This is a genomic window from Streptomyces sp. NBC_00271 (assembly GCF_036178845.1).
Taxonomy (GTDB): domain Bacteria; phylum Actinomycetota; class Actinomycetes; order Streptomycetales; family Streptomycetaceae; genus Streptomyces.
This window is the reverse complement of record NZ_CP108070.1, coordinates 6,321,872-6,346,819: the sequence shown is the minus strand read 5'-3', so window position 1 is coordinate 6,346,819 and position 24,948 is coordinate 6,321,872. Positions and strand designations below refer to the sequence as shown.

Sequence of the window (24,948 nt, the reverse complement as noted above, 5' to 3'; positions counted from 1 at the left end):
ACATGGCAAGGAATCTCTGGATCGGCAAGCCCGGACTTCTCCGGGAGATCGACCAGGCCGCCAAGAGCTGGGACCGGTCGGCGGAACTCAACGTCACGGAGTTCAAGTCCCTGGAGGGGCGGATCACCACCGTGGCCCCGGCCCGTACCGTCCGCCGGCTCAAGTTCTCCTGGGACTCCCTCGCGCCCGACGACGCCCAGCACCTCTCCCGGCTCGCCCGCCGGATCAACGGGCCCGGCCTGCTCGGCAGCGCGCAGACGTCGTACGGTCCGCTCGCGGTGCTCGACCCGGCCTCGGTGAACCTGCTCGACCCCTACCAGGCCGCCGCGCAGAGCGAGAGCAACGGCACCGACCACTGGTTCGCCATCACCGGCACCATGGTCGTCAGCCCCCTGACCGGGGACACCGTCGTCGCCGACTTCCAGGAGAACACCCGGATCGGCTGGCGGCACGGCGTGTGGACCGGCTGGCCGGTGATGCCCGGCATGCAGGTGTCCTGGCTGGTCCCGGCCGACTGGAACCCGGCACTCGCCACGGCCCAGCTCGACTGGAAGGCCGCCGACGGCGCATATCTCAGCACCTCGTCCGTGAACGGACCGACCGTCTCCGGCGTCGCCCCGGCCGGGGCCGCCTTCGTCACCCCGGTCGGCGGACCCGGCGCGGCCGGCCCCGCGGGGCTGGCCGGAGCCTGCCTGACCATCGGCGAGGCCCCGGCCGCCCACGCGCTCGGCGACGGCTGCCCTGCGATGTCCGTGACCGCGTACAGCGACGTCCCGTCCGCCCGGCTGCCGTACCGCAACGTCAGCGTCGACCTGGTGGAGGTACGCGGTGCAGAACTCTGACGAAACACTCGCCGCCGCGCTCGCCGCCACCGAGCGGATCCCGGCCCACTCCACCCGGCTCGGCGGCCGGGAGATGGGCGGCCAGGTGCAGTCCTGGAAGGTGGAGCGGGCCTACAGCACCGATCTGCCCGAGGCGCTGCGCGCCTTCTCCGGGAGTGCCTCGGCCCAGCTGGAGCTGTCGCTCGGCGGCAGCGGTGCGCCCGCGCCCCGGCTGTACTCGGCCTGGTCGGCCCGCGCCAGCGGCGACGTCGTACGGCCCGGGCAGTCCGTGGTCCACGCGGCGGGCGCGAACGACCGCACCGTCCCCGCCTTCCGCGGCGCCGTCCGGTCCCGCACGGCCGCGTCCGGCAGCGACACCGTCACCGTCCAGGCGCTCGACGGCGCGGAACGGCTGCGCGGACCCGCGCAGCTGCCACGGCCGTACCACGGGCTGCGCTACGGGCAGCCCGTGGCGACCGCGACCTGGTGCGTGGACGAGATCCTGCGCCAGGGCGGCATCCACAGCTGCCCGCCGCCCCGCGCCCCCGGCGTGGCGGACGACACCACCCGGCCGTTCACCGCGCTCTACGCCTCACTGCACGGCGGCTTCAACGCCACGTACGGCCAGCCCGAGACCTTCCCGGCCCCGTCCGCGTACTCCTGGGTGCGGGACGGGGCGCCGTACGAGATGGCGCTGATGCCGAAGGCGGCCGGGCTCACGGCGTCCTGGATGCCGCGCTCCCGCTTCGTCGTCGCGGGGAAGGTGTTCCAGGCCGAGCTGCACGTGAACACCGCCCTCGCGGTGGGCAACGAACTGGAACTCAAGCTGATCTTCGACCGCAGCGCCGGCGCGTACGGGAACTACGCCCTGAACGTCTACTTCGCCACCGGCGTCGTGAAGATCACCTCGGGCACGGTCGGTGGCGGCGGTCTGGTCGCCAGTTGGACCATTCCCAAGCTCGCCTCGCTCAAGGGCGTGTGGCACCTCGGGTTCACCGTGGACACCCGGGCCGGTGCCGTCGGCGGGAACACCCCGGCGACCGTGTACCCGCGGCTCACCGCACCCGACGGGGAGTACGTCACCCCGCCGACGGCCCCCTACACCTTCTCCGACGCCGCCTCGGTGCAGCCACCTTCCGAGCTGTACCAGATCAGTCTGAAGACCGACGTGGCCGTCGAGTGCCTCCAGGTCACCGACCGCTCCTGGCCGGACCTCGACTCGTACACCGCCGAGGAGTGGGAGCAGAAGGGCCGCTGGGCCAAGGGCGCGGTGCTCGACGACGCGACGGTGCCGCTCTACGACGTGCCGAAGATCTCCGGCTCCCAGTGGGACGCCCTCACCGAGATCGCCCGCGCCACCATGTCCACCGCCGAGTTCGACGAGCAGGGCGTCTTCCGCTGGCGCGGGCCCGGCCGGTTCCGGACGGTGCCCGCCAGGCCCGACCTCACGGTGACCACCCGGCGCGACATCGCCGCCCTCACCGTCTCCGAGGAGATCGACGCCTGCCGCAACCACTGCGAACAGCCTTACCAGGACTGGACCGGCATCAGCCACACCTACAGCGACACCGTCACCGACACCGTCGTGCGGGAGGTCAGGCCGGGCGGCTGGGTGGAGGTCGCGTACGCCATCGCCGAGGAGGAACTCGACGTCGGCCCGCTCCAGATCGAGGACGACGTGGCACCCGTCGGCGGCCACCGGGTCCGTTTCGGCAGCGCGGCGGCCGGCGGCACCTCGGTGAAGGGCGCGGTGACGGTCAGCTCGCGACGCGACGGCCCGAACTACCTCGTGCGGTTCGCCAACCACGGCACCACGAGCGTCTGGACGGTCACCAAGGACGGCAAGCCCTCCGTGCAGATCGTCCCGCAGAAGCGCACGGGCGATCCCCGCCTGCGGTCGTTCGCCTGGTACAACACCACCAGCCAGGCCGCCTACGGCAAGCAGGTCTACCAGGCGCCCGCGACCGACTGGGTGCAACAGCAGCAGGTCGCCTCGGACCTCTCGCACGCCATGCTCGACGCCGGCCGCTACCCGGTCCCGGTGCTCGGCGAGGTGGAGGTGCTGCACGATCCACGCATCCAACTCGGTGACGTGGTACGGGTGGTGGACACCAGCGGGGCCACGCTCGACACCCTCGCCTGGGTCGTGGGCATCCGCACCACCTGCCAGGCGGGGGCCGCCCCACAGCAGACGCTGACCCTGCGCGGTACCTCCTACAACGGCGTACCGACCGACTCCGGGCTCACCCCGGACCCGCCGGTCGATCCGGAGTACGGCAACCAGCGGACGTACGCCCTGATCGACGCGCAGAACGCCACACTCGACGCGCTGACCACCAGCAGGATCACCTACCGCGAACTGCTCAAGGCGCCGGGAGGTGCGGCATGAGCGAACTTCCCCCGGAAGAACCGCGCGTGGAAGAACCGCGCGTGGAGGAACCACCGCCGGAGACCGCCGACGACGACGCGAACGTGGCGCATCCGGTCCCGGTCGACAGCGCCGCGGCACGCGACGGCGACGGCGGCACACCGATCGGCTCACTCCCGCCGTCCCTGGGCGACTGACCGCCCCCTCGTCCCGTACGCGCGTCCCGTACGCGATCAGTCGTCCCGTACGCACTCCAGGATCCAGGAGGAAGCCGTCATGGCCCTGCTCACCCCGCTCGGCAACCTGCCCTACCCGCAGCCGGCCGACGCCGCGAACATCCCCGTGCACATCCAGTCGCTCGCGGAGGCCGTCGACGGCCGCACCGTGCTGCGCTTCGCGGACGCCGCGACCCGCGACGCCAAGGTGACCGCCCCGGTGGCGGGCATGCTCTGCTGGCTCGGCACGCCCAAGCAGTACTGGTACTACACCGGCAGCGCCTGGACGCAGCTGGCGCCCGGCCCGGTCCACAAGGCCAACACCACGGCCGGCACGACGACGTCGACGGCGTACGTGGAGACCCTCACCGGCTCCACCGGCGACCCGACCACCGTCACCTTCACCGCTCCGGCCTCCGGCGCCGTGCTCGTCTCGGTGGGCGCGCGCATCAGCAGCAGCGCGGCCACGGCCTGCCACATGTCGGCGAACATCCGCCTGAACACGACGGTCGCGCTCGCCGCCGCCGACACCCGCGCGGCACTCGTCGTCGGCACCAACCAGTGCTCCGCCACGACCCAGTTCCAGGTCACCGGGCTCACCGTGAACGGCGTCTACACCGCGACCGCCGCCTACAAGTCGGCCGCGACCACCAGCACCGCGACCTTCGCCAACCGATTCATCACCGTAACTCCCGTGATGTGAGGCACACATGGCCACACCACTGACCGCCGACGCCCTCGCCCGCGCCCTGCGCGACGAGGGCGTCGTCCTTTCCGAGAGCGGCAACTGGCGCACCCACAACCGCAACAGCCGAGGCCCCTGGGGCCCGGTCCACGGCGTCATGCTCCACCACACGGCCGGCACCGACAGCCTCCGCCTGTGCCGCGAGGGCACCGCGGACCTGCCCGGCCCGCTGTGCATCGGCCTGATCACCAAGGACGGCACCGTCCACCTGGTCGGCTACGGCCGCACCAACCACGCCGGTTCGGGCTCGACCGCGGTCCTGGAGGCCGTACGGGCCGAACGGGCCGCACTGCCCGCCCCCGGACCGGACGCCGTGGACGGCAACGCCCGCTTCTACGGCTTCGAGATCGAGAACCTGGGCAACGGGCGTGACCCCTACCCGGCCGCCCAACTCGCCGCCGTGGAGCGGCTTTCCGCCGCGATCTGCCGCGCCCACGGCTGGTCCGCGTCCAGCGTGATCGCGCACAAGGAGTGGACCCGCCGCAAGATCGACCCGTCGTTCTCGATGTCCGGGATGCGGCAACGGGTGGCGGCCCGGCTCGGCTCCCGCCCGGTCTCGTACGAACCCTTCCCCGGCGCCGCGTTCTTCGCGCTCGGCCGCCGCAGCCCGCTGATCACAGCCGTCGGCGAGCGACTGGTCGCGGAGGGGTGCGGGCGCTACTCGACCGGCCCCGGCCCGGTGTGGACGCGGGCCGACGTCCTGTCGTACGCGGCCTGGCAGCGCGGGCTCGGCTACGTCGGCAAGGACGCCGACGGCACCCCGGGCCGCACCAGCTGGGACAAGCTGCGCGTCCCGCGCGCGTAGGAGGCCGGACGGATCCAAGAAGCACTGGAACACCCGAAAGGAGCCCGGAGATGAGCGACGCCGGCCGCAGAACCCTGCGTACGACACTCCAGACCCTGTTCGCTCTGATCACCGTCCTGCCGCTGGTCGCCGACGACCCGCTGATCCGGGACGTACCCGCGCTCACGGCCGTGGTGGGCGGCGCCGCGCTGCTCAGCCGGGTGATGGCGATGCCCGCGGTGGACCGGCTGCTGCCGGGGTGGCTGCGCGGGCCCTCCCGCGGAGAAACCGCCGATGCCGACGACTGAGGCCGAGAGCGTCGCCCTGGAACTGGAGCGGCTGCGCCGCTCGGTCGACGTCGGGTTCGCCACCACCCGCGGCGACCTCGCCCTCCTCCTGCAACGCGCGGACCAGACCGACAAGACCCTCGACGAGCACGAGTCCCGCCTCGACGCCCTGGAACGCACCCGCTGGCCCCTGCCCTCCCTCGCGGCCGCCACCTCGTGCACGGCGCTGGCGCTGACGATCTGGCAGTCGATGGGGCGCTGACCCCTGATCCTCCGAACGCGCGGGAACCCCTTGCCCAGGGCTCCCGCGCGTTCGTCAGGGAAGTTCGTCAGTGCAGGTCGTCCGTGCAAGACGTCGGTGCAGGTCGTCCGTGCGGGAGCACGACTACTTGAGGCCGATCGCCGAGCAGTAGGCCTTGTTCGCGGCCGTGCAGATCTGCTTGACGGTGTAGATGCCGTCCTGGATCACCGTCTCCTTGATGTTCGCCTTGGTCAGGGCGACCACGGGCATCAGCTGGGAGGGGATCTTCGTGTTCGTGGGGCTGTCGACCTTGTCGCGGGTGAGCGCGTCGAACTCGATGCCACGCCCCTGGACCTTCGCCACCGCCATCTCGGCAGCCGCGGAGGCCTCATCGGGGTAGGACTTGTAGACGCTCATGTACTGCTCGCCCCGGACGATCCGCTGCACCGCGTCCAGCTCGGCGTCCTGGCCGGTGACCGGCGGCACCTTGCTGACGCCCATGGTCTTCAGGGCGTCGATGGCGGCGCCCGCGAGACCGTCGTTGGCGGAGTAGACACCGGCGATGTTGTTCAGGCCGATGGCCGAGATGGCCTTCTCCATGTTGGCCTTGCCGACGACCGGGTCCCAGTCCTTGGTGTCGTACGTCTTGGAGATGACGACCTTGCCGTTGAGCTCACCCAGGGCGCCCGCCTTGAACTGCGCCGCGTTCGGGTCGGTGGGCGAACCGTTCATCATGACGATCTTCTTCGAGGAGGCGTTGGTGCCCAGCGCCTCCAGGAGGGCCTTGCCCTGCACCTGGCCGACGAGCTCGTTGTCGAACGAGATGTACGCGTCGATCGGGCCCTGCGCCAGACGGTCGTAGGCGATGACGGGGATGCCCGCGTCCTTGGCCTTCTGCACGTCGGTCGCGATGGCCTTGGAGTCCACCGCGTCGACGAGGATCACGTCGACCTTGTCGCTCACCATCTGCTGGAACTGCTGGCTCTGCTTGGACGCGCTCTGCTCCGCGTTGGCGGATACGACCTTGCCCTTGCCGTTGGTGAGCTTGGCGACCTGCTGCTCGATGATCGGGTGGTCGAACTTCTCGTAACGGGTGTTGGCCTTCTCCGGGAGGAGGAGACCAACCGTGATGTCGTCACCCTTGGTCGGGCTCGCCTTGGTGTCGCTGCCGCCGATCCCGTCCACGACACCGCAGGCGGCAAGGGAGACGGTCATCGCGGAGCAAGCCAGGGCTATGGCGGTACGACGAAGCCGGGTGTTACGAGTGTTCACATCAGGTGCCTTCCGGGCGAGGTAGCTGCTTTGCGACCCAGGTGGCTGAAAGCCAACGCGGCGATCACCTCAGCGTCAAGGAGTAACCACTTAACGAGATGGCAACAGCATTCTGTGTTCCCCAAGTGAACACGATGGGAAGGGGGTGCGCCGCCACTTCCACAGAACCCCTCTGATCGACTTGCGTCACTCGCTCCCCGGCGACATACAGCCCTCCCCCACCTCCGGAAGTCTCGAAGGTGGCCGCACACATCGCAGCACGAAACAGGGGAAGTATGAGACCAGTTGGGCGGAGCGGACCGGCGCTCGCCGCGACGCTGACGATCGCCACCACCGGGGGCCTGCTCGCCGTCTCGGGGGCGCCCTCCTCCGCCGCGAGCAGCTGCGCATCACCGGCGTACAAGCGGCAGTTCTACGCGAACACCACTTTCTCCGGCACACCGAAGAAAACGGACTGCGACACCGCGGTCGGCGAGAACTGGGGCACGAAGGCCCCCGCCTCCGGGCTCCCCAAGGACAACTTCGGCGTCCGCTGGACCGTGACGAGGGACTTCGGTTCGGGAGGCCCCTTCGCCCTCCCCGTCACCGCCCAGGACGGTCTGCGCGTCTACCTCGACGGCACCGTAAGGTCGACCTCTGGAAGAACGTGTCATCGACGGTGAAGAAGACCGTCAACGTCACCGTCCCCGCCGGCAAGCACACCCTGCGCGTCGACTACGCCAACTGGACCGGCGCCGCCAACGTCTCCTTCGCCTACACCCCCGCACCACCGCCACCGTCGACAAGGTCAAGCCCCCCACCCCGAGCGGGACTTCCGTCTACCGGGTGACCGTTCTCGACGCGGCGGGCAACGAGTCCGCGCGTTCCGTGGCCGCCGTCGGCGGGCGCGAGGACCTCACCCCGCCGCCCGCCGTCACCGGGCTGACGGTCACCCCGACCGAGTACGGCTTCGAGCTGGAGTGGGACAAGAACCCGGCCACCGACCTCGGGCGGTACACCGTCTACTGGGGTGAGCTCTTGGGCGACGAGGGGTCCGCCGAGCCCGCGCAGGGCTTTCGCATCTACCGGTGGAACCCCGTCGGCGACTGGGTGGTCACCGAACCGGCGCGGTGAGCCGAGGAATGCCGAAGGGGGTGGGGAGGTCGTCGACCTCCCCACCCCCTTCGTACGTGGGAGCTAGTCCGACTGCCTCTTCGGCCGCCAGACCACCAGCGCGCTCGTCTGCTGGACCTCCTGGTACGGGACCAGGTCACGGCGGTACGAGGCGTGCACCGCGGCCTCGCGCTGCTGCATCGCGGCAGCGGCGCCGTCCAGGGCCGATTCCAGTTCCGCGACGCGGGACTGGAGGGCCGCCACCTGGTTCTCCAGCTCGATGATGCGCTTGATGCCGGCCAGGTTGATGCCCTCGTCCTGGGACAGCGCCTGCACCGTGCGGAGCAGCTCGATGTCGCGGGCCGAGTAACGCCGGCCGCGGCCGGCGGTGCGGTCCGGGGAGACCAGGCCGAGGCGGTCGTACTGGCGCAGGGTCTGCGGGTGCAGGCCGGAGAGCTGGGCCGCCACCGAGATGACGTAGACCGGGGTCTCCTCGGTCAGTTCATAGGGGTTTCGACGACGGCCGTCCATCTGCTCATGCTCCCTTCGCGGCCTGGAACAGCTCCGCCCGTGGGTCCTCGCCCGCGGTTGCCTCGCGATACGCCTCCAGGGCGTCGCGAGCCTTGCCCGACACGTCCGTGGGGACCGCGACCTCGACGGTGACCAGGAGGTCGCCGCGCGTACCGTCCTTGCGGACGGCACCCTTGCCGCGGGCCCGCATCGTACGGCCGTTGGGCGTGCCCGGGGGCAGTTTCAGGGTGACCGGGGGGCCGCCCAGGGTCGGTACGCGCACCTCGCCGCCGAGTGCCGCCTCCGCGAAGGTGACGGGCACGGTGACGGTGAGGTTGTCGCCCTTGCGGCCGAAGACCGGGTGGGCGTCCACGTGGACCGTGACGTACAGGTCGCCGGCCGGGCCGCCCCGTTCGCCGGGTGCGCCCTTGCCGCGGAGGCGGATGCGCTGGCTGTCGCTCACGCCCGCCGGGATGCGGACCTGCATCGTGCGCGAGGACTTGGCGCGACCGCTGCCGTGGCAGATCTCGCAGGGGTTCTCCGCGATGAGACCGCGGCCCTTGCAGTCCGGGCAGGGGTCCGTGAGCGAGAAGCCGCCGCCGGAGCCGCGCGCGACCTGGCCGGTGCCGACACACGTCGGGCACACGCGCGGTGTGCCGTTCGCGTCGCCGGTGCCCGAACAGGCCTTGCAGGGCGCCTGGGACGTCATCCGCAGCGGGACCGTCGCGCCGTCCACCGCCTCGGTGAAGCTGAGCGTCACCTCGGTGTCGATGTCCTGGCCGCGCCGGGGCTGGGTCCGCGTACCCGTGCCCGCGCCGCCGCGGTTGAACAGGCCCCCGAAGACGTCTCCGATGCCGCCGCCGAAGCCACCGGCACTGCCCGCCCCGCCCTGGGCGCCGCCTCCGAAGAGGTCGCCCAGGTCGAAGTTGAAGTTGCCGCCGCCCGCGCCGGGACCCGGGCGGAAGCCGCCGTTGCCGAAGAGGGCGCGTGCCTCGTCGTACTCCTTGCGCTTCTTGGGGTCTCCGAGCACGTCGTTCGCCTCGGAGATCTCCTTGAAACGCTCCTCGGCCTTGGCGTTGCCCTTGTTGGCGTCCGGGTGGAACTCGCGGGCGAGCTTCCGGTACGCCTTCTTGATCTCTGCCTCGGTGGCGTCCTTGGGGACGCCGAGGACCTTGTAGAAGTCCTTCTCGATGAAGTCCTTGGTGCTCATCCTCGACGCCCCTCCTCTCTCATGCGTTCAACGTCAGCCCTCGTCCGGGCCACCGCTCTCCTTGTCGTCGGCCGCCTCGGCGGAATCCTGGGAGTCCGCCTTGCCGGTCTGCGCCCCCGGCTGGGGTTCGGCGACCGCCACCCGCGCGGGGCGGATGGTGCGCTCGCCGATGCGATACCCCGGCTGCAGAATCGCCACGCACGTCGTCTCCGTGACGTCCGGCGCGTACGAGTGCATCAGGGCCTCGTGGATCATCGGGTCGAAGGGCTCGCCCTCCTTGCCGAACTGCTGAAGGCCCATCTTCGCCGCGACGGTCTCCAGCGACTCGGCCACCGACTTGAAGCCGCCGACCAGTTCGCCGTGGTCCCGCGCGCGGGCGATGTTGTCGAGCACCGGCAGGAGTTCGGTCAGGAGGTTCGCGATGGCGATCTCCTTGACCGCGATCCGGTCGCGCTCGACCCGGCGGCGGTAGTTCTGGTACTCGGCCTGGAGCCGCTGGAGGTCCATCGTGCGCTCGCCGAGCGCCGTACGGACCTGGTCCAGCTGTGCGGTCAGACCGGCCAGTTGTGCTGCTGATGCGTCCCCGGCCGGGGCCGCCCCCTCCTCCGTGGAGGGGGTGGCGGCCTGCGGCTCGGCGTCGTCAGGGGTGGCGCCGGAGGGGACGTCAGGCTTCTCTTCGAAGCCCGGGGTCTCCTCCGTCACGCGGCACCGTCCTTGCGGTCCTCGTCGACGATCTCGGCGTCGACGACGTCGTCATCGGCCTTGGCCTGCTCGGCGCCGGGGGCACCTTCGGCGCCACCGGCGGCCTGCGCGGCCTGGGCGTCGGCGTACATGGCCTGGCCGAGCTTCTGGGAGACCGCGGCGACCTTCTCCGTGGCGGTGCGGATCTCGGCGGTGTCCTCGCCCTTGAGCTTCTCCTTCAGCTCGGCGATGGAGGCCTCGACCTCGGTCTTGACGTCACCCGGGACCTTGTCCTCGTTGTCCTTGAGGAACTTCTCGGTCTGGTAGACGAGCTGCTCGCCCTGGTTGCGGGTCTCGGCGGCCTCGCGGCGCTTGTGGTCCTCGTCCGCGTACTGCTCGGCCTCCTGGCGCATCCGGTCGACCTCGTCCTTCGGCAGCGAGGAGCCGCCGGTGACGGTCATCTTCTGCTCCTTGCCCGTGCCCAGGTCCTTCGCGGTCACGTGCATGATGCCGTTGGCGTCGATGTCGAAGGCGACCTCGATCTGCGGGACACCGCGCGGGGCCGGCGGCAGACCGGTCAGCTCGAACATCCCGAGCTTCTTGTTGTACGCCGCGATCTCGCGCTCGCCCTGGTAGACCTGGATCTGGACGGACGGCTGGTTGTCCTCGGCGGTGGTGAAGATCTCGGACCGCTTGGTCGGGATCGTCGTGTTCCGCTCGATGAGCTTCGTCATGATGCCGCCCTTGGTCTCGATGCCGAGGGACAGCGGGGTGACGTCGAGGAGCAGGACGTCCTTGACCTCACCCTTGAGGACACCGGCCTGCAGGGCGGCGCCGATGGCGACGACCTCGTCCGGGTTGACGCCCTTGTTGGCGTCCTGGCCGCCGGTCAGCTCCTTGACGAGCTCGGCGACGGCGGGCATGCGGGTGGAGCCACCGACGAGAACGACGTGGTCGATCTCGGAGAGGTTGATGCCCGCGTCCTTGATGACGTTGTGGAACGGCGTCTTGCAGCGCTCCAGAAGGTCCGCGGTGAGCTGCTGGAACTGGGCGCGCGTGAGCTTCTCGTCCAGGTGCAGCGGGCCCTCGGCGGAGGCCGTGATGTAGGGCAGGTTGATCGAGGTCTCGGTGGACGAGGACAGCTCGATCTTCGCCTTCTCGGCGGCTTCGCGCAGACGCTGGAGCGCCATCTTGTCCTTGGCGAGGTCCACGCCGTGACCGGAGCGGAACTGCTGCACCAGGTAGTCGACGACGCGCTGGTCCCAGTCGTCGCCACCGAGGTGGTTGTCGCCGTTGGTGGCCTTCACCTCGACGACGCCGTCGCCGATCTCCAGGAGGGACACGTCGAAGGTGCCGCCACCGAGGTCGAAGACGAGGATCGTCTGGTCGTCCTTGTCCAGGCCGTACGCGAGGGCGGCGGCCGTGGGCTCGTTCACGATGCGCAGGACGTTCAGGCCCGCGATCTCGCCGGCCTCCTTCGTCGCCTGGCGCTCGGAGTCGTTGAAGTAGGCCGGGACGGTGATGACCGCGTCCGTGACCTTCTCGCCCAGGTAGGCCTCGGCGTCGCGCTTCAGCTTCTGCAGGATGAAGGCGCTCATCTGCTGCGGGTTGAAGTTCTTCCCGTCGAGCTCGATCTTCCAGTCCGTGCCCATGTGACGCTTCACGGAGCGGATGGTCCGGTCCACGTTCGTGACCGCCTGGCGCTTGGCGACCTCGCCGACGAGCACCTCGCCGTTCTTGGCGAAGGCGACGACGGACGGCGTGGTCCTGGCGCCCTCTGCGTTGGTGATGACGGTGGGCTCGCCGCCTTCAAGAACGCTGACGACGGAGTTAGTCGTGCCCAGGTCGATGCCGACCGCACGTGCCATTTCAATTCCTCCAGCAATGACTTGAGTGGAACGGACTCAAGTGTGCACCACACTCATTGCTGGGTCAACAGACATGAGTCGCGGGGGCTCAAGTCTTATCTCTTGCTTACACGCAGGTGTGCTTGCACATGGGGTCCGACCTGCGGCTTCACGGTCAACCGACTCCCGTACGAGGGGACATGCCGTCCCCCGTAAGTGGGGATCCGAAGCAGCGCGAGTACGGCGACACAGACGCCGCCCGCCACCCACAACGCCGCCGTCGCGCTCACCCATCCCATGTCGATCAGCATCCCGACGAGTGCACCCGCGAAGCCGGTGACCCCCACGACGACCGCGGCGCCCTGGGGTGTGACACCGAGGCGCCGCAGCCGGTGGACCAGATGATCGGGGGCGCCGCGCAGCAGCGGACGCCCGGCCCGCCGCCGCGACACCAGCACCAGTACGGAGTCGGCGGTCGCCACGGCCGTCAGCGCGAACCCGGCGCCCACGCTCGACCCGGTCGCCCGCCCGGTGTGCACCAGTACCGCCGCCGAGGTCAGCACGAACCCGACGAACAGCGCGCCGCAGCGCCCCGGCACGATCCGGGCCGGGGGCCAGTTGTGCATCAGGAACCCGGTCAGCGCGGCGGCCAGCACGCTCAGCAGGGCCGCAAGCCCGTCCATGACCTCGGCGGCCGCGCAGCCACTCAGCGCGAAGGCGGTCACCACCGCGACCGTCCCCATCACTCCGTCGGCGTGATCGAGCGAGGTGAAGGCATGGGTGGCGAGGGCGATCCAGCCGACGGCCACCGCCCCGGCCACCGGGCCGAGCTCATCGTAGGGCACGGTCAGCGCGGCGGCGCCGGTCACGACGGCCGCCTGGAGCGGAACCCGCACAAGAGCCGGCGGAGGCCACAGGTCGACGACGAGTCCGAGGGCACCGACCCCGATCCCGGCGGCCAGCAGCCGCCCGGCCGCCGGCCCCAGCGGCGCCACGCCCGTCCAGTCCCCGACCCCGGCGACGAACGCCGTGACCACCACCACCGCGACCCCGCCGAGCAGCGGCACCGCGCGCGCCCGCCGCCGTTCGACCACGCCCAGGCGCAGGGCGAGGAGCCGCAGCAGGGCGGCGAGCACGGCGGCGAGGAGCAGGGCGGAGGTGGCGGCGGCGATTCCGTACAGCACGCCGCCAATTTAGTGTTAAATGTGGCAAATATGCCGCAGATAGCACGATCGGGTTTACGTGTCGGCCGGAGACCTCGGCAGTTGGCGGCCGGTGACGTGCACAACTGCCGGTCGGTGACTTCGGCGACTCAGGTGGACCTCAGCGACGCAGATCACCGCACCGCTGGCTACAGTGCGGCGGAAGATATGGGTAGTCTCAGACGGACTGCATAAGTTACCGCTTAGTAATCGGCTGAAGGTCGGCCTTCAGCTCCCCCCTCGCAGGCCCGAGGAGCCCCCGAATGCAACTCGCCGCGATCATTGTGTCGCTGGTACTCGCCGTGGTCGGCGTGGCGCTGTTCTCCCGCGCCATCGCGCAGATCTACCGGTTCGTACGGCTCGGCCAGGACGTCCCCGCGGGCACCCGCACCGACGACTGGACCGCGCGCACCGTCACGGTGGTCCGGGAGTTCCTCGGCCACACCCGGATGAACCGGTGGGGGGTGGTCGGCGTCGCGCACTGGTTCGTGGCGGTCGGCTTCTTCTCCCTCGTCGCCACGCTGGTGAACGCCTTCGGGCAGCTCTTCCAGGCCGACTGGACGCTGCCCATCATCGGGCACTGGCTGCCGTACGAGATCTTCGTCGAGTTCATCGGCCTGATGACGACCCTCGGCATCCTCACGCTCATCGTGATCCGCCAGCTGTCCCGGCCCGACCGGCCGGGCCGCAAGTCCCGCTTCGCCGGGTCCAACGCCGGCCAGGCCTACTTCGTCGAGTCGGTCATTCTCATCATCGGCCTCGCGATCATGACCCTGCGCGGACTGGAGGGTGCCCTCGCCGACGTGCACGGCTACGAGGCCGCGTACTTCGCCTCGTACCCGATCGTCGCCGCCTTCAAGGGGACGAGCGTCGGCACGCTCCAGAACCTGATCTACCTCACCGCGATGATCAAGATCGGGACGTCCTTCATCTGGATGATCACGGTCTCCCTCAAGACGGACATGGGTGTCGCCTGGCACCGCTTCCTCGCCTTCCCGAACATCTGGTTCAAGCGGAACGCGAAGGGCGAGACCGCCCTCGGCGCGCTGCTGCCGATGACGAGTGACGGCAAGGCCATCGACTTCACCGACCCCGGCGAGGACGACGTCTTCGGTGTCAGCCAGGTCGAGCAGTTCTCCTGGAAGGGCCTGCTGGACTTCTCCACGTGCACCGAGTGCGGCCGCTGCCAGTCGCAGTGCCCCGCCTGGAACACGGGCAAGCCGCTCTCCCCCAAGCTCCTCATCATGTCGCTGCGCGACCACGCCCACGCCAAGGCGCCCTACCTGCTCGCGGGCGGCGGCAAGAACATGGAGGGCGAGGAGAAGGCGTCGGCGGAGCAGCTGGCCGACGTGCCCGCCGCCGCGCTCGCCGAGGCCGAGCGCCCCCTCATCGGCACGTTCGAGGAGAACGGCGTCATCGACCCCGACGTGCTGTGGTCCTGCACCACGTGCGGCGCGTGCGTCGAGCAGTGCCCGGTCGACATCGAGCACATCGACCACATCGTCGACATGCGCCGCTACCAGGTGATGATCGAGAGCGCGTTCCCGTCCGAGGCGGGCACGATGCTCAAGAACCTGGAGAAGAAGGGCAACCCCTGGGGGCTCGCCAAGAAGCAGCGCCTCGAGTGGACGAAGGAAGTCGACTTCGAGATCCCGGTCGTCGGACGCGACATCGAGGACCTGTCCGAGGTCGAGTACCTGTACTGGGTCGGCTGCGCCGGCGCCCTGGAGGACCGCGCCAAGAAGACCACGAAGGCCTTCGCGGAGCTCCTGCACATGGCGGGCGTGAAGTTCGCCATCATGGGCGGCGACGAGAAGTGCACCGGTGACTCCGCGCGCCGTCTCGGCAACGAGCCGCTCTTCCAGGAGCTCGGCATGGAGAACGTCGCCGCGCTGAACATGGCCTTCGGCGAGGACGACGAGGACGAGTCGACGAAGAAGCCGAAGTCGGCGAAGAAGATCGTCGCGACCTGCCCGCACTGCCTCAACACCATCGGCAACGAGTACCCGCAGCTCGGCGGCGACTACGAGGTCATCCACCACACCCAGCTGCTCCAGCACCTCATCGACGAGGGCAAGCTGCTGCCGGTCACCCCGGTGGACGGCCTCATCACCTACCACGACCCCTGCTACCTGGGCCGCCACAACAAGATCTACACGCCGCCGCGCGAGATCATGTCGGCCGTCCCGGGCCTGCGTCAGCAGGAGATGCACCGCCACAAGGAACGCGGCTTCTGCTGCGGTGCCGGTGGTGCGCGGATGTGGATGGAGGAGCGGATCGGCAAGCGCATCAACAACGAGCGCGTCGACGAGGCTCTTTCGCTGAACCCGGACATCGTGTCCACGGCCTGCCCGTTCTGCCTCGTGATGCTGACCGACTCGGTCAACGGCAAGAAGAACGACGGCCAGGCCAAGGAGTCCGTCCAGGTCGTCGACGTGGCCCAGCTCCTTCTCGACTCCGTCAAGACGCCGGTCGATCCGGCGGGGGCGGCGGAGACGGAGAGCGAGCCCGAGCCCGAGCCGGTGAAGTAACCAGCGTGATCATCCGGACGCCGGTGGGCCGAGCTCCTCGCCCACCGGCGTCCGCGTTTCCTTGGGTAGGGGCGGCGGGGGCGAAGGGGGCTTTGGGTGGTGCGGCGGCGAGGCCGGTGGCGTGCGGGCTCGGCGTCGGGCTCGGGCGACGTCCTGGGCGCTACTTCGCGGAGCGCCGCCGTTTCGAGTCGCCCGTCACCTTCGCGATCCACGTGAGGAAGTCACCCGGGTCGACGTTCGAGCCATGGCCCTCGTCCCAGTAGTAGAGGTGATTGACGTCGTCACCCAGGTTGTCCAGCGCCGCAGCAAGGTTGGCGGACACCGTCAGCGAGGTGTCGGAGTCCTTCGTACCGAGGCGGATCCACCAGTGCCTCGACCGGCCGGGGTTCTCCTCCCCGATGTGATGCATCGGGTTCATCAGGTCGAGCTTCTCGGCGATGTCGCTCGCGACCCGCTTCGTGGCCAGGCCGGTGGTGTCGTTCTTCGCGCCGTACGCCGTGAAGTGCCGCGCCTCGGTGGTACCGACGCCGAACTCGTTGTTCTCGCCCGAAGACAGGTCGAACGCGTCGAAGGCCGGTGTCGTCTTCTTCCGCGCGCCGACGTGGGTGAGGAAGTCGGCCCAGGTGAAGGTCGCCTTGCCGCCGGACCACGTGATGAACGTGTTCGCGGCCAGGTACGTCGCACGGTCGGCCTCCGACAGCGCCGCCAGGTACTTCGTGGCGGACGGCTGGAGGTAGGTCTCCACCATGTACTCGTCGTAGTTGCGGGCCGTGAGCGGGCCGAAGCCGTTCAGACCCCGCAGCCTGAGGGAAGCCTGGTACTCCGCGAACTGGGCCCGCAGCGCCTTCGACACCGTCTGGTCGACGACCTTGACGGTGCTCGCCGTGACATTGGCGCCCCAGTTGAACTCGTACGCGCCGTCGGCGTGCTCGAGGTCGGTGATCGGGCACCACGCGCCGGTGGCGAAGGTCGCGTCGGACGCGTCGGCGGCACCGAGCTCCTTGAGGTACTTGTCGTAGATCGGGCTGTCGCCGGACGCGCCGAGCAGGGAGGACAGGGCACCCCCCGCACTCGTACCGGTGGAGACGATCCGGTCGGTGTTGCCCGGGATGACGCCCTTGTTGGCGCGGACGTAGCGACCGCGGCCTTCAGGTCGACGATGGCGGCCGGGGCGGTGCCGTAGTACGTGCCGGCGGAGTCGGTGAGGGTCCGGCCGCGCGCACCGGGCTCCACGACGACGTAACCCGCCGCCAGGCCCAGCTTCCCGAGGTTGACCATCCCGCCCTGGGCGTTCACCATCGCGTTGCCGCCGGACTGCACCTCGCCCGTGCCGGCGCTGCCAGAGGCCGAGGGGCCGGCCGACGCGCTGGGAGAGGCACTGCCACCCGCGCCGCCCGTGGGCATGCCGCCGGTCATCTCGGCGCCGCCCCACGCCGGTGGCGTCCGCCACGGACGACGGCATGTAGCCGCCCACCGCGTTGGCGAGGACGATCGGGGCGTTCGTCGCGTCCACGGCCTTGCCGTCGATCTTGACGGGGACACTGACGTTCAGGCTCTGATACTTCGCGTCCACCGGACTGGCGACGTAGGTGACGGCCTTCCAGAAGTGGTACACCACCGTGTGGCCGGTGCCGTCGGCGTCCGTGATGGTCGTCGTCAGCTCGGTGTAGGCGTCCTTGTCGAAGACCAGGGAATCCGACGCACCCGAGGACTTCGAGCTCGTACCCGACGCGTTCGCGCTCAAGGCGAAGCCACCGGCCACGGCGACTCCGGCGGTCGCGCCGATACCCATCACGACGGTCCTGCGCTTCACTGCCCTGTGCTTCACAGAAAGCCTTCTCCCTGTTCGCGGCGACCATAAGACGGCCGAAACGGCTGTTCAGGGGCTCGCGGGCCATTCTTCGCGCCGAGCCCCCGTTTGTCCGGTCCTTGCGAACGTAAATTGAGCCCAATATTGTCAACAATTCTGTAAAACTCATCGCTGACACACAGCCTTTTCCGAGGTGGCGGCCCCGCTCCGACAGCCGCCCCGATGCCGCTCCGATTCCGCTCCCATCGAATCCGGCGCATCATGGCGAGGTTGTTGTCCGTGGGGTGGATGAGGTGAACGGTGGGCGGGCGAAAAGCCGGTATACGGGCCGGAGCGGCGATCAGCTGCGTACTGCTGCTCGGGGGATGCGGCGACGCCGGGAACAACGGTTCCGCGCGACACGAACCCGTGACCGTCGCCAAGGCCCCCGCCCAACTCCCCGTCCCCCGCGGCAAGGGCAGCAAGTCCGCCGACGACTTCAACGGCGACGGCCTTCGCGACCTGGTCCTCAACGACCTGGTCAAGAGCCCCGACGACGCCCACGGCGACGACGCGGGCATCGGGATCGTCTACGGAACCGGAGCAGGAGCTGGAACCACACATGGACTCGCGCCCGGCGCACGGCAGTTGCTGAACCCCGCGCGCCAAGCGGCCCGTACGAAGGGCCGGTCGCCCGCCGTCTTCGACGCGGAGGCGAGCTGCGACCTGGACAGGGACGGCTTCACCGATCTCGTCGTGTCGACGGACCCGCCGTACGACGGCCAGGGCCGGCCCCCCGTCCCCCTCCAGATCCTCTTCGGCTCCCCGGCCGGCCTCACCGGCAGGGCGGTCCGGCTGGTCATACCGGCGGCGGCCCGCGCCGGCAACGACTGGCCCGACCAGCCCGTGTGCGGCGACTTCGACGGCGACGGCGCCGAGGACCTGGTCGTGCACGCCTCGGACGGCCGACTCAGCTATCTGCGCGGCCCGTTCACCAGGAAGGGCGCCCCGCGCGCGGCGGGCAAGCCCCTCCCCTCACCCGGCACCGTGCCCACCGGCCCCGCCCTCGACGTGAACCGCGACGGCTACGACGACCTTCTCGTCCGTACGGCGGAAGGCCCCGCCACGTCCGCGCTCGTCCTCGGCGGCCCGGCCGGCCCCACCCGCACCGGCACCGCCCTGCCGAGCGGCATCGACGTCGCCCTCGGCCCCTTCGGCAGGGGCCGCGCCCTCGACGCGGCGGTCGGCTCGATGGACGGAACGTCTCTGCGCTACGACCTCCCCACCGCCGTACGCGACAGCATCAGTACCCCCGGTTCGGTGCTGGACGCCGGGGACTTCGACGGGGACGGCGTGAGCGAACTCGTCTCCAGCGGAGCGGAGTTGCGCATCCTGCGGGGTCGTACGACCGGACTGTCCGCGACGGGGATGGTGACCGTGCCGCCGCCGGCCCGGGGCACCACCCGGGTCCTGACCGTCGCCGACTTCACGGGGGACGGGCGGGCGGACCTGGTCGTGCGGACGTACGACGGGGAGACGAAGGACACGGTCGCGGTGTACGCGGGCAGCAAGGAGGCGCTGGTGACGGCGAAGCCGACGGTCACGTTCTCCACGTCCGAGTTCCTGGGAATGAACTCCTGAACCACGAGTCGCCACCGGCGGTCACCAGCCACCAACAGCGAGGTCTTCTGTTCGCCGACCAGCCTCCGAACCCCGGGACAACGCCCGGTGAACGCGGGCGGTCCGCACCCCATTGACTGGGAATGCCGGGGCGGTCTGCTCACCTTCTCCGCCGCGACGGCGACCGCCGCGGACTCCACGAAGGTCCCGCAGGCCGACTTCAACGGCGACGGCCGATCTCCTCGTGGGCTCCTACGAGAACGGTGGCGACGGCACGGTCACCTACCTGCCCTCCAGCGGTACGAAGATCACCACGACCGGCTCCCGCGCCATCCGGCCGGCCGACGCGGGCGTCTCGACGACGGGCACTCCGGCGTTCGGCGCCAGCTTCGCGGACTGAGTCCAGCTGTCCTACAGCCGGGGCCGTGCCCCCGTAAGGGACACCCATGCTCGTCCCCTTAGGGGATGTCACAGCTCGGACCCAAACCCCCCTCCGATGGCCCGCACCCCGCACGTCACAGTGCGGGACCAGGTACGTTCGATTACGTGGCTGGATTCAGGATCGGACGCGGCCGGGACGACCGAGCCCCGCAAGCGCGACCGCAACAACACCGACCGTCGTACGGACAGCAGGCTCCGCAGGGAGGCCAGCAGCCGTACGGCTACCCGCCCGCGCCCTCGCAGCAGCAGCCGTACGGGGGTCAGCAGTACGGCGGCGGACAGCCGGGCGGACAGCCGGGCTGGCCCCAGGCGAGCGGCGGCGGCGCCGGCGGCCACGGCGAGCCGGAGTACTTCGGCGACGGTCACCCGCAGCAGGGCCCCGACCCGTACGCGGCGAACAGCCCTGGTCACACCCAGGCCTTCTCGGTCGGCGAGGACCCCTACACCCAGGGCGGGACCTACCGCGCCGGCCAAGCGGCGGCCCCGCCGATCGGCCCCCGTCTGCACTGGAAGGACCTGCTGAGGGGCATCGTCACGGCCCCCAACCAGACCTTCCTGCAGATGCGCGACTACACGATGTGGGTCCCGGCCCTGATCGTGACGTTCCTCTACGGCCTGCTGGCCGTCTTCGGCTTCGACGGCGCCCGCGAGGACGCCATAAACGCCACCCTCTCCAACGCCGTCCCGATCGTCCTGACGACGGCCGTGGCGATCGTCATCAGCACGTTCATCCTGGGCGTGGTCACCCACACCCTGGCCCGCCAGCTCGGCGGCGACGGGGCATGGCAGCCCACGGTCGGCCTCTCCATGCTGATCATGTCCATCACGGACACCCCGCGCCTGATCGTCGCCATGTTCTTCGGCGGCGACGCGTCCTTCGTGCAGCTCCTCGGCTGGGCGACCTGGGTCGCGGCGGGCGCCCTGCTGACCATCATGGTCAGCAAGTCCCACGACCTCCCGTGGCCGAAGGCACTGGCCGCGTCGGCGATCCAGCTGATCGCGATCCTGTCGATCATCAAGCTGGGCACGTTCTAGCGAGGACGCGCGGTACGCCGCGTACGGTCGAGTACGCACGAGAGGGCCCCAGGCACGGAACCACTGCCGGGGGCCTTCTCCATCCCTTGCGGGGCCGAGTCGCCGTTCGGGGACGGGCAGCGGTATCGCGCAGCCGAACGGGCCCCGACCGCTTCACCAGGTCAGGGGCCGTTCGGCCTGCGGAGACAGTTACGGAACCGCAGGTCAGAGCGCTTCCTTGTTCGGCTTGGGCGCCTCTCCCGACTTATGTACTGGAGGCAACACACTCCAGGGGAAGTTGATCCAGTCGTCGGTCCGCTTCCACACGTACTCGCACTTCACCAGCGAGTGGGACTTCTCATAGATCACGGCGCTGCGGACCTCGGCGACGGTGTCGACGCAGAAGTCGTGCACGAGCTTGAGCGTCTTGCCGGTGTCGGCGACGTCGTCGGTGATCAGGATCTTCTTGTCGGAGAAGTCGATGGCGTTCGGGACGGGAGCGAGCATGACGGGCATGTCGAGCGTCGTACCCACACCGGTGTAGAACTCGACATTGACCAGGTGGATGTTCTTGCAGTCGAGGGCGTACGCCAGTCCACCCGCGACGAAGACACCCCCGCGGGCGATGCTGAGCACTATGTCGGGCTGGTACCCGTCGTCGGCGATGGTCTGGGCGAGCTCACGGACCGCGACCCCGAACCGCTCGTAGGTGAGGTTCTCCCGCACGCCGGACACACTCATGTCCGCACTCTCCCCGCTCCCGCTCACACCTGGGTCCGGTGGAAGTTGAGGAAGGACCGGGAGGCGGTCGGCCCGCGCTGGCCCTGGTAGCGGGAGCCGTACCGGTCGCTGCCGTACGGGAACTCGGCCGGCGAGCTCAGCCGGAACATGCACAGCTGCCCGATCTTCATACCCGGCCAGAGCTTGATCGGAAGCGTCGCGAGATTGGACAGCTCCAGGGTCACGTGCCCGGAGAAGCCGGGGTCGATGAACCCGGCGGTGGAGTGCGTGACGAGCCCCAGCCGCCCGAGCGAACTCTTGCCCTCCAGCCGCGAGGCAAGGTCCACGGGAAGCGAGATCACCTCGTACGTGCTGGCGAGCACGAACTCCCCGGGGTGCAGGATGAACGGCTCGTCCCCCTCGGGCTCGACGAGCCGAGTCAGATCGGCCTGCTCGACGGAGGGATCGATGTGTGGATAACGGTGATTCTCGAACACCCGGAAGTAGCGGTCGAGCCGCACGTCGATGCTCGAGGGCTGCACCATGGATTCGTCGTACGGGTCGATGCGCACCCGACCGGCGTCGATCTCGGCCCGGATGTCCTTGTCTGAGAGAAGCACGCCCCGAGGATACGCGGGGACTGTCAGCATTTCGCACAGTCCCCGCGCCCCAGGTCCTACCGCTGGTCCTACCGCTGAGTCCTACCGCTTCTCGAGCGTGACCGGAACGACGCTCCGGAGCCGCGCACACCGCGGACACCGGACCAATCGACCGGGGCCGAGTCGCTCGGCCTGCTGCATCGGGAACGAAGCGGTGCTGAACACGTGCCCCTCGGCACAACGGACGACGGTGCGCTCCATCAAGTCCTCAGAGTCCCTTCCCCAAGAGCCGCGTCTGACTGACGACGAAAGCCACATTACGGGATGAAAGGGATGGCCCTTCAAGCGGCACTCCGGTCCCGCCCAGACCCTCTTCCACGCCCCCACCGTACGCCCCAACTCCGGCCCCCCGCACCCACGTCCACCCCCCGAAACGCGCACCGGCCCCTCGGCGTCAGCGCCAGGGACCGGCCATGAGGTAGAGTGAGCGAGCATTCGACACCGGATAATCGGCGTCTTACGCGGGTGTAGTTTAGTGGTAGAACATCAGCTTCCCAAGCTGAGAGTGCGAGTTCGATTCTCGTCACCCGCTCTTATTGAAGCCCCAGGTCAGTGGCCTGGGGCTTGTGTATTGGTGATCCGTTTTGGCGTCCTGCCCGCACCTCTTGGCCCAAAGATTGGGCGCGTGGAGGGCACGAGCGCCTTGCGGGTGCAGTCCCCTCACGTTCCAGGACGGCGCTGGCCTGCGACTTCACGTCGTCCATCAGCGGGCTCGCGCGGTTGAAGCGCTCAGCCCACCCGTCCCGAACGGCGCCGAACGCCTACCGCGTATGACATCCCGACAGGAGGGATCAAGTCCCTTGCGGGAGCGGACACTTGGCGGCGGCGGATCTCTTGTCAGAGCGGGAGGTCGTCGGGCAGCACCCGGAATGCCTTGTGGCGGCCCAATGGTCGTACGGCCCGGAAGTCGCGTCGGTCAAGTGTGAGAATCGCGTCGGTGTCGTAGTCGGCGGCGAGCGCCACGTTCACCGCGTCGGCGAGGTCCAGGTCGAGTGCGCCGTAGCGGACTCGGACGGACTGGGCGGCGCCCAGGTGGGCTTCCGTGATCTCCGGCATGACGACCCGGCCCCGGCTCATCCAGCGCCGCAGATCGTCGACCGCGCTGACGGCGGCCTCACGACCGAGCTCACGCGTGGCCACGTGATCGAGTTCCGCCAGCAGGAGCGGGGACATGACCAGAAGACCGGCCGCCATGATCGTCTCGTTCGCCGCCCCGTGCTCCGGGTGCGTCGAGTCGAGAGCGGCCAGGAGACCCGACGTATCCGCGATGACGATGATCACGCGGTGGTTCCGGAGTCCGCCTCGCGGCGGATCGCGTCGGCGACCGTGTCACGGACCTCAGCCTTGGACGGCGTACGACCCGACCCTTCAAAGGTCCGCGAGAACAACGGCTCGTCCCACACGCGGTTCGCCATGGCCGCGAGGTGAATGCCCTGACGGATGATCTCGGCCTCGCTTATCCCTCGCCGCTTGGCCGCCTCCTTGATGATCGCCAGGTCCTCGGGATCTGCGTAGACGTTCGTGCGCTTCATGGACATGTACCAAGAGTAGTCCATGTACTGGATTGATGTACCTGCCGTCCTCCTGCGGCCGCCGTGGCGTCAACCGCATCGAGACAGCCCGAAGCCGCCACCGATCCCGGAGCGGTTCAGTCAACGGTGGTTCACCGCAGTCGAGACGGGCCGATGCTCTCCGAGCCGTCCGTATACGGAGTGACCTGCGCACCCGCGCCACCCTTGACGACCAGGCTTACAAGGCAGCTGACACCGAATGCTCCAATCGTGGATCGCGAAAGACAGCCACAGGAGGGGACTCCACATCCGAACTCGAGAAACCCTTCCCGCTTGTCCGCGGCCGCCTCGCCCGTCTTCGTGCGGCCGCCGATACGCCCGTACGGCATGCGCAGTAGGCGTGCCCTGACGGCGTACCACCGCGCTACGAGATCCGCCCGATGCCCGGCATGGAACAGCGGATGCAGGCGCGTTCGTGGATTCTCGCCGGCGTGCAGCCCCCGGTGACGAGCAATGCGGCTGCGGCGGTGGTCCGGCCGGACGGGCATCACGCAGGCGGCCGCAGGCCGGCCGGCAGCGGTGTGGGCAGGGTTGCCTGCGGAACACTCTGGTCGTCGAGGACCTGGAGTACTCGGCCGTACCGCCGGCGGGTGACCCGTTGTCGTGTGCCGGATTCGTACAGAAGCGTGGCACGCCCCCTGGGCTCAGCCGTGCAGTGAGCGGCCTGCTGTACGGGCTCACCTTCAACCCGGTCCTCATCATCGTGTTCGGCTTCCCGGTGAACCTCTTCGAGCGCGGCTACACCGCCCTCGCGTACGCCTACTCCCCCGAGCTCTTCGACACCCGCAGCCGCTCCCTGGGAACGAGCGTCTCCTACGGATGAGGCATACGCCGGCCTCGGGGACCTCTCCGCCTGCGAGCGAGCCCTGGACGAGGCGGAGAAAGTGACCGACCTGAGCGGCCCAGCCCACGGCTCCCGCCTCGCCGAGGAACGCGGAGCCCGCTACCTGCGGCTCGGGCGTCTGGACCCGCGGATCCCGGGGCGGGCTGGTACACGCTCAGTGAAACCGGTCATCGCAGCCTGCCGTCCGGTTCACCTGGGAGCGGAGCCGGATGCATTCGCGTATCCAGCTCGTACGAAGGCGACCGCGGCACGTGCACGCACGGTGCGGTGCTCACCGGGCTCGGATCTCTGCGAGGTTGAACTCCCAAATACCTTGCGGTGCCCGGGACATGCGCACGCCACCACGCCTCGATACCGTCCACATGCTGGGAATGGGTCACTCCGACCGTCCGTCGCGCCGGGCGAGGACTACGCTGCTCTACAGACGTCCCAGACCCCGGCGGCATGTCGTTGCTGAGCACGGATCGCCGCGGGGAGCGGGCCC

25 protein-coding genes, 1 tRNA gene and 2 pseudogenes are annotated in these 24,948 nt (G+C 69.5%); 17 read left to right on the top strand and 11 right to left on the bottom strand.

Features of this window, described 5'->3' with window-relative positions; translation table 11 throughout:
* Window positions 1–2: 2 nt before the first annotated feature.
* From OG798_RS28970 to OG798_RS28940, 7 genes are all read left to right on the top strand, one after another.
* On the top strand, window positions 3–842 hold the full coding sequence (locus OG798_RS28970; RefSeq protein ID WP_095853487.1) for a hypothetical protein: 840 nt from the start codon (window positions 3–5) through the stop codon (window positions 840–842).
* The gene (locus OG798_RS28965; RefSeq protein WP_097225259.1) at window positions 829–3,210 is read left to right on the top strand and encodes a hypothetical protein; all 2,382 of its coding nucleotides are present in this window, start codon (window positions 829–831) and stop codon (window positions 3,208–3,210) included. The genes OG798_RS28970 and OG798_RS28965 overlap by 14 nt, the downstream gene beginning before the upstream one ends.
* Window positions 3,207–3,386, top strand: coding sequence for a hypothetical protein (locus OG798_RS28960; protein ID WP_097225260.1), 180 nt, complete (start codon window positions 3,207–3,209; stop codon window positions 3,384–3,386). The genes OG798_RS28965 and OG798_RS28960 overlap by 4 nt, the downstream gene beginning before the upstream one ends.
* 79 nt (window positions 3,387–3,465) lie before the next feature.
* Window positions 3,466–4,107 (top strand): hypothetical protein, encoded by a 642-nt coding sequence (locus OG798_RS28955; RefSeq protein ID WP_121415506.1) that lies wholly within the window; start codon window positions 3,466–3,468, stop codon window positions 4,105–4,107.
* Between the two features lie 7 nt (window positions 4,108–4,114).
* The gene (locus tag OG798_RS28950; RefSeq protein ID WP_328757916.1) at window positions 4,115–4,954 is read left to right on the top strand and encodes a peptidoglycan-binding protein; all 840 of its coding nucleotides are present in this window, start codon (window positions 4,115–4,117) and stop codon (window positions 4,952–4,954) included.
* Between the two features lie 50 nt (window positions 4,955–5,004).
* The gene (locus OG798_RS28945; RefSeq protein WP_097225262.1) at window positions 5,005–5,241 is read left to right on the top strand and encodes a hypothetical protein; all 237 of its coding nucleotides are present in this window, start codon (window positions 5,005–5,007) and stop codon (window positions 5,239–5,241) included.
* A complete protein-coding gene (locus OG798_RS28940) occupies window positions 5,228–5,482 on the top strand; it encodes a hypothetical protein (RefSeq protein ID WP_095853492.1) in 255 nt (84 codons plus the stop codon). The genes OG798_RS28945 and OG798_RS28940 overlap by 14 nt, the downstream gene beginning before the upstream one ends.
* 123 nt (window positions 5,483–5,605) lie before the next feature.
* Here OG798_RS28940 and OG798_RS28935 read toward each other — a convergent pair whose 3' ends face one another.
* Window positions 5,606–6,676: a sugar ABC transporter substrate-binding protein gene (locus tag OG798_RS28935; protein WP_095853493.1), complete on the bottom strand. Its 1,071-nt coding sequence runs from the start codon at window positions 6,674–6,676 to the stop codon at window positions 5,606–5,608.
* Between the two features lie 332 nt (window positions 6,677–7,008).
* On the opposite strand from OG798_RS28935, the gene OG798_RS28930 reads away from it, so the two are divergent.
* From OG798_RS28930 to OG798_RS28925, 3 genes are read left to right on the top strand one after another with little or no spacing between them, the layout of a single operon-like run.
* A complete protein-coding gene (locus OG798_RS28930; protein WP_443053866.1) occupies window positions 7,009–7,395 on the top strand; it encodes a PA14 domain-containing protein in 387 nt (128 codons plus the stop codon).
* Window positions 7,392–7,562: a hypothetical protein gene (locus OG798_RS56605; RefSeq protein WP_323138739.1), complete on the top strand. Its 171-nt coding sequence runs from the start codon at window positions 7,392–7,394 to the stop codon at window positions 7,560–7,562. Before OG798_RS28930 ends, OG798_RS56605 begins: the two co-directional genes overlap by 4 nt.
* Complete coding sequence (locus tag OG798_RS28925; protein WP_267063995.1) at window positions 7,559–7,846, top strand: hypothetical protein; 288 nt, start codon at window positions 7,559–7,561, stop codon at window positions 7,844–7,846. The genes OG798_RS56605 and OG798_RS28925 overlap by 4 nt, the downstream gene beginning before the upstream one ends.
* 63 nt (window positions 7,847–7,909) lie before the next feature.
* On the opposite strand, the gene OG798_RS28920 is transcribed toward OG798_RS28925, so the two are convergent.
* The 5 genes from OG798_RS28920 to OG798_RS28900 all read right to left on the bottom strand — a co-directional run bounded on the left by OG798_RS28920 (window position 7,910) and on the right by OG798_RS28900 (window position 13,257).
* The gene (locus OG798_RS28920; protein ID WP_054231331.1) at window positions 7,910–8,356 is read right to left on the bottom strand and encodes a heat shock protein transcriptional repressor HspR; all 447 of its coding nucleotides are present in this window, start codon (window positions 8,354–8,356) and stop codon (window positions 7,910–7,912) included.
* A 4-nt stretch (window positions 8,357–8,360) separates the two neighbouring features.
* Complete coding sequence (gene dnaJ, locus OG798_RS28915; protein ID WP_328757915.1) at window positions 8,361–9,545, bottom strand: molecular chaperone DnaJ; 1,185 nt, start codon at window positions 9,543–9,545, stop codon at window positions 8,361–8,363.
* Between the two features lie 33 nt (window positions 9,546–9,578).
* A complete protein-coding gene (gene grpE / locus OG798_RS28910; RefSeq protein ID WP_095853494.1) occupies window positions 9,579–10,247 on the bottom strand; it encodes a nucleotide exchange factor GrpE in 669 nt (222 codons plus the stop codon).
* A complete protein-coding gene (dnaK, locus tag OG798_RS28905) occupies window positions 10,244–12,094 on the bottom strand; it encodes a molecular chaperone DnaK (protein ID WP_067374231.1) in 1,851 nt (616 codons plus the stop codon). Before dnaK ends, grpE begins: the two co-directional genes overlap by 4 nt.
* 95 nt (window positions 12,095–12,189) lie before the next feature.
* Window positions 12,190–13,257 (bottom strand): MraY family glycosyltransferase, encoded by a 1,068-nt coding sequence (locus OG798_RS28900; protein ID WP_121415508.1) that lies wholly within the window; start codon window positions 13,255–13,257, stop codon window positions 12,190–12,192.
* Window positions 13,258–13,538: 281 nt separating this feature from the next.
* Here OG798_RS28900 and OG798_RS28895 point away from each other — a divergent pair, with 281 nt between their 5' ends.
* Complete coding sequence (locus tag OG798_RS28895; protein ID WP_267062424.1) at window positions 13,539–15,806, top strand: (Fe-S)-binding protein; 2,268 nt, start codon at window positions 13,539–13,541, stop codon at window positions 15,804–15,806.
* Between the two features lie 160 nt (window positions 15,807–15,966).
* On the opposite strand, the gene OG798_RS28890 is transcribed toward OG798_RS28895, so the two are convergent.
* The gene (locus OG798_RS28890) at window positions 15,967–17,634 is read right to left on the bottom strand and encodes a subtype B tannase (RefSeq protein ID WP_328757914.1); all 1,668 of its coding nucleotides are present in this window, start codon (window positions 17,632–17,634) and stop codon (window positions 15,967–15,969) included.
* Window positions 17,635–17,916: 282 nt separating this feature from the next.
* Between OG798_RS28890 and OG798_RS28885 the strand changes: the two genes are divergently transcribed.
* The 3 genes from OG798_RS28885 (at window position 17,917) to OG798_RS28875 (ending at window position 20,691) form a co-directional block, all read left to right on the top strand.
* Complete coding sequence (locus tag OG798_RS28885) at window positions 17,917–19,236, top strand: FG-GAP repeat domain-containing protein (RefSeq protein ID WP_328757913.1); 1,320 nt, start codon at window positions 17,917–17,919, stop codon at window positions 19,234–19,236.
* A gap of 223 nt (window positions 19,237–19,459) precedes the next feature.
* Window positions 19,460–19,615 carry a hypothetical protein gene (locus tag OG798_RS28880; RefSeq protein WP_179856962.1) on the top strand — a complete coding sequence of 52 codons (156 nt, stop codon included), beginning with the start codon at window positions 19,460–19,462 and terminating at the stop codon, window positions 19,613–19,615.
* Window positions 19,616–19,680: 65 nt separating this feature from the next.
* On the top strand, window positions 19,681–20,691 hold the full coding sequence (locus OG798_RS28875; RefSeq protein WP_328757912.1) for a Yip1 family protein: 1,011 nt from the start codon (window positions 19,681–19,683) through the stop codon (window positions 20,689–20,691).
* Between the two features lie 204 nt (window positions 20,692–20,895).
* On the opposite strand, the gene OG798_RS28870 is transcribed toward OG798_RS28875, so the two are convergent.
* On the bottom strand, window positions 20,896–21,411 hold the full coding sequence (locus tag OG798_RS28870) for a phosphoribosyltransferase (protein ID WP_097225268.1): 516 nt from the start codon (window positions 21,409–21,411) through the stop codon (window positions 20,896–20,898).
* Window positions 21,412–21,434: 23 nt separating this feature from the next.
* Entirely contained in the window at window positions 21,435–22,010 is a 576-nt protein-coding gene (gene dcd, locus OG798_RS28865; RefSeq protein ID WP_054231394.1) for a dCTP deaminase, read from the bottom strand.
* A gap of 500 nt (window positions 22,011–22,510) precedes the next feature.
* On the opposite strand from dcd, the gene OG798_RS28860 reads away from it, so the two are divergent.
* Window positions 22,511–22,581 (top strand) — tRNA-Gly (locus OG798_RS28860).
* A 305-nt stretch (window positions 22,582–22,886) separates the two neighbouring features.
* Here the strand turns inward: OG798_RS28860 and OG798_RS28855 are convergent.
* Both OG798_RS28855 and OG798_RS28850 read right to left on the bottom strand, forming a co-directional pair.
* Window positions 22,887–23,330 carry a PIN domain-containing protein gene (locus OG798_RS28855; protein WP_095853514.1) on the bottom strand — a complete coding sequence of 148 codons (444 nt, stop codon included), beginning with the start codon at window positions 23,328–23,330 and terminating at the stop codon, window positions 22,887–22,889.
* Window positions 23,327–23,587 (bottom strand): CopG family transcriptional regulator, encoded by a 261-nt coding sequence (locus OG798_RS28850; RefSeq protein WP_095857906.1) that lies wholly within the window; start codon window positions 23,585–23,587, stop codon window positions 23,327–23,329. Before OG798_RS28850 ends, OG798_RS28855 begins: the two co-directional genes overlap by 4 nt.
* Before the next feature lie 673 nt (window positions 23,588–24,260).
* Here OG798_RS28850 and OG798_RS28845 point away from each other — a divergent pair.
* Both OG798_RS28845 and OG798_RS28840 read left to right on the top strand, forming a co-directional pair.
* Window positions 24,261–24,440, top strand: a pseudogene (locus tag OG798_RS28845) (MFS transporter); the annotation flags it as partial.
* Window positions 24,427–24,588: pseudogene (locus tag OG798_RS28840) on the top strand (transcriptional regulator); the annotation flags it as partial. The pseudogenes OG798_RS28845 and OG798_RS28840, both read left to right, overlap by 14 nt.
* Window positions 24,589–24,948: the final 360 nt, after the last annotated feature.

Excerpts from the sequence above, each read along its gene's own strand:
- OG798_RS28940 (WP_095853492.1), top strand. The coding sequence starts at position 5,228 with ATGCCGACGACTGAGGCCGAGAGCGTCGCCCTGGAACTGGAGCGGCTG.
- OG798_RS28970 (WP_095853487.1), top strand. The coding sequence starts at position 3 with ATGGCAAGGAATCTCTGGATCGGCAAGCCCGGACTTCTCCGGGAGATC.
- dnaK (WP_067374231.1), bottom strand. The coding sequence starts at position 12,094 with ATGGCACGTGCGGTCGGCATCGACCTGGGCACGACTAACTCCGTCGTC.
- OG798_RS28870 (WP_097225268.1), bottom strand. The coding sequence starts at position 21,411 with ATGAGTGTGTCCGGCGTGCGGGAGAACCTCACCTACGAGCGGTTCGGG.
- OG798_RS28960 (WP_097225260.1), top strand. The coding sequence starts at position 3,207 with ATGAGCGAACTTCCCCCGGAAGAACCGCGCGTGGAAGAACCGCGCGTG.
- OG798_RS28955 (WP_121415506.1), top strand. The coding sequence starts at position 3,466 with ATGGCCCTGCTCACCCCGCTCGGCAACCTGCCCTACCCGCAGCCGGCC.
- OG798_RS28950 (WP_328757916.1), top strand. The coding sequence starts at position 4,115 with ATGGCCACACCACTGACCGCCGACGCCCTCGCCCGCGCCCTGCGCGAC.
- dnaJ (WP_328757915.1), bottom strand. The coding sequence starts at position 9,545 with ATGAGCACCAAGGACTTCATCGAGAAGGACTTCTACAAGGTCCTCGGC.
- OG798_RS28920 (WP_054231331.1), bottom strand. The coding sequence starts at position 8,356 with ATGGACGGCCGTCGTCGAAACCCCTATGAACTGACCGAGGAGACCCCG.
- OG798_RS28895 (WP_267062424.1), top strand. The coding sequence starts at position 13,539 with ATGCAACTCGCCGCGATCATTGTGTCGCTGGTACTCGCCGTGGTCGGC.
- OG798_RS28930 (WP_443053866.1), top strand. The coding sequence starts at position 7,009 with ATGAGACCAGTTGGGCGGAGCGGACCGGCGCTCGCCGCGACGCTGACG.
- OG798_RS28875 (WP_328757912.1), top strand. The coding sequence starts at position 19,681 with ATGTCACAGCTCGGACCCAAACCCCCCTCCGATGGCCCGCACCCCGCA.
- OG798_RS28850 (WP_095857906.1), bottom strand. The coding sequence starts at position 23,587 with ATGTCCATGAAGCGCACGAACGTCTACGCAGATCCCGAGGACCTGGCG.
- OG798_RS28935 (WP_095853493.1), bottom strand. The coding sequence starts at position 6,676 with ATGACCGTCTCCCTTGCCGCCTGCGGTGTCGTGGACGGGATCGGCGGC.
- OG798_RS28945 (WP_097225262.1), top strand. The coding sequence starts at position 5,005 with ATGAGCGACGCCGGCCGCAGAACCCTGCGTACGACACTCCAGACCCTG.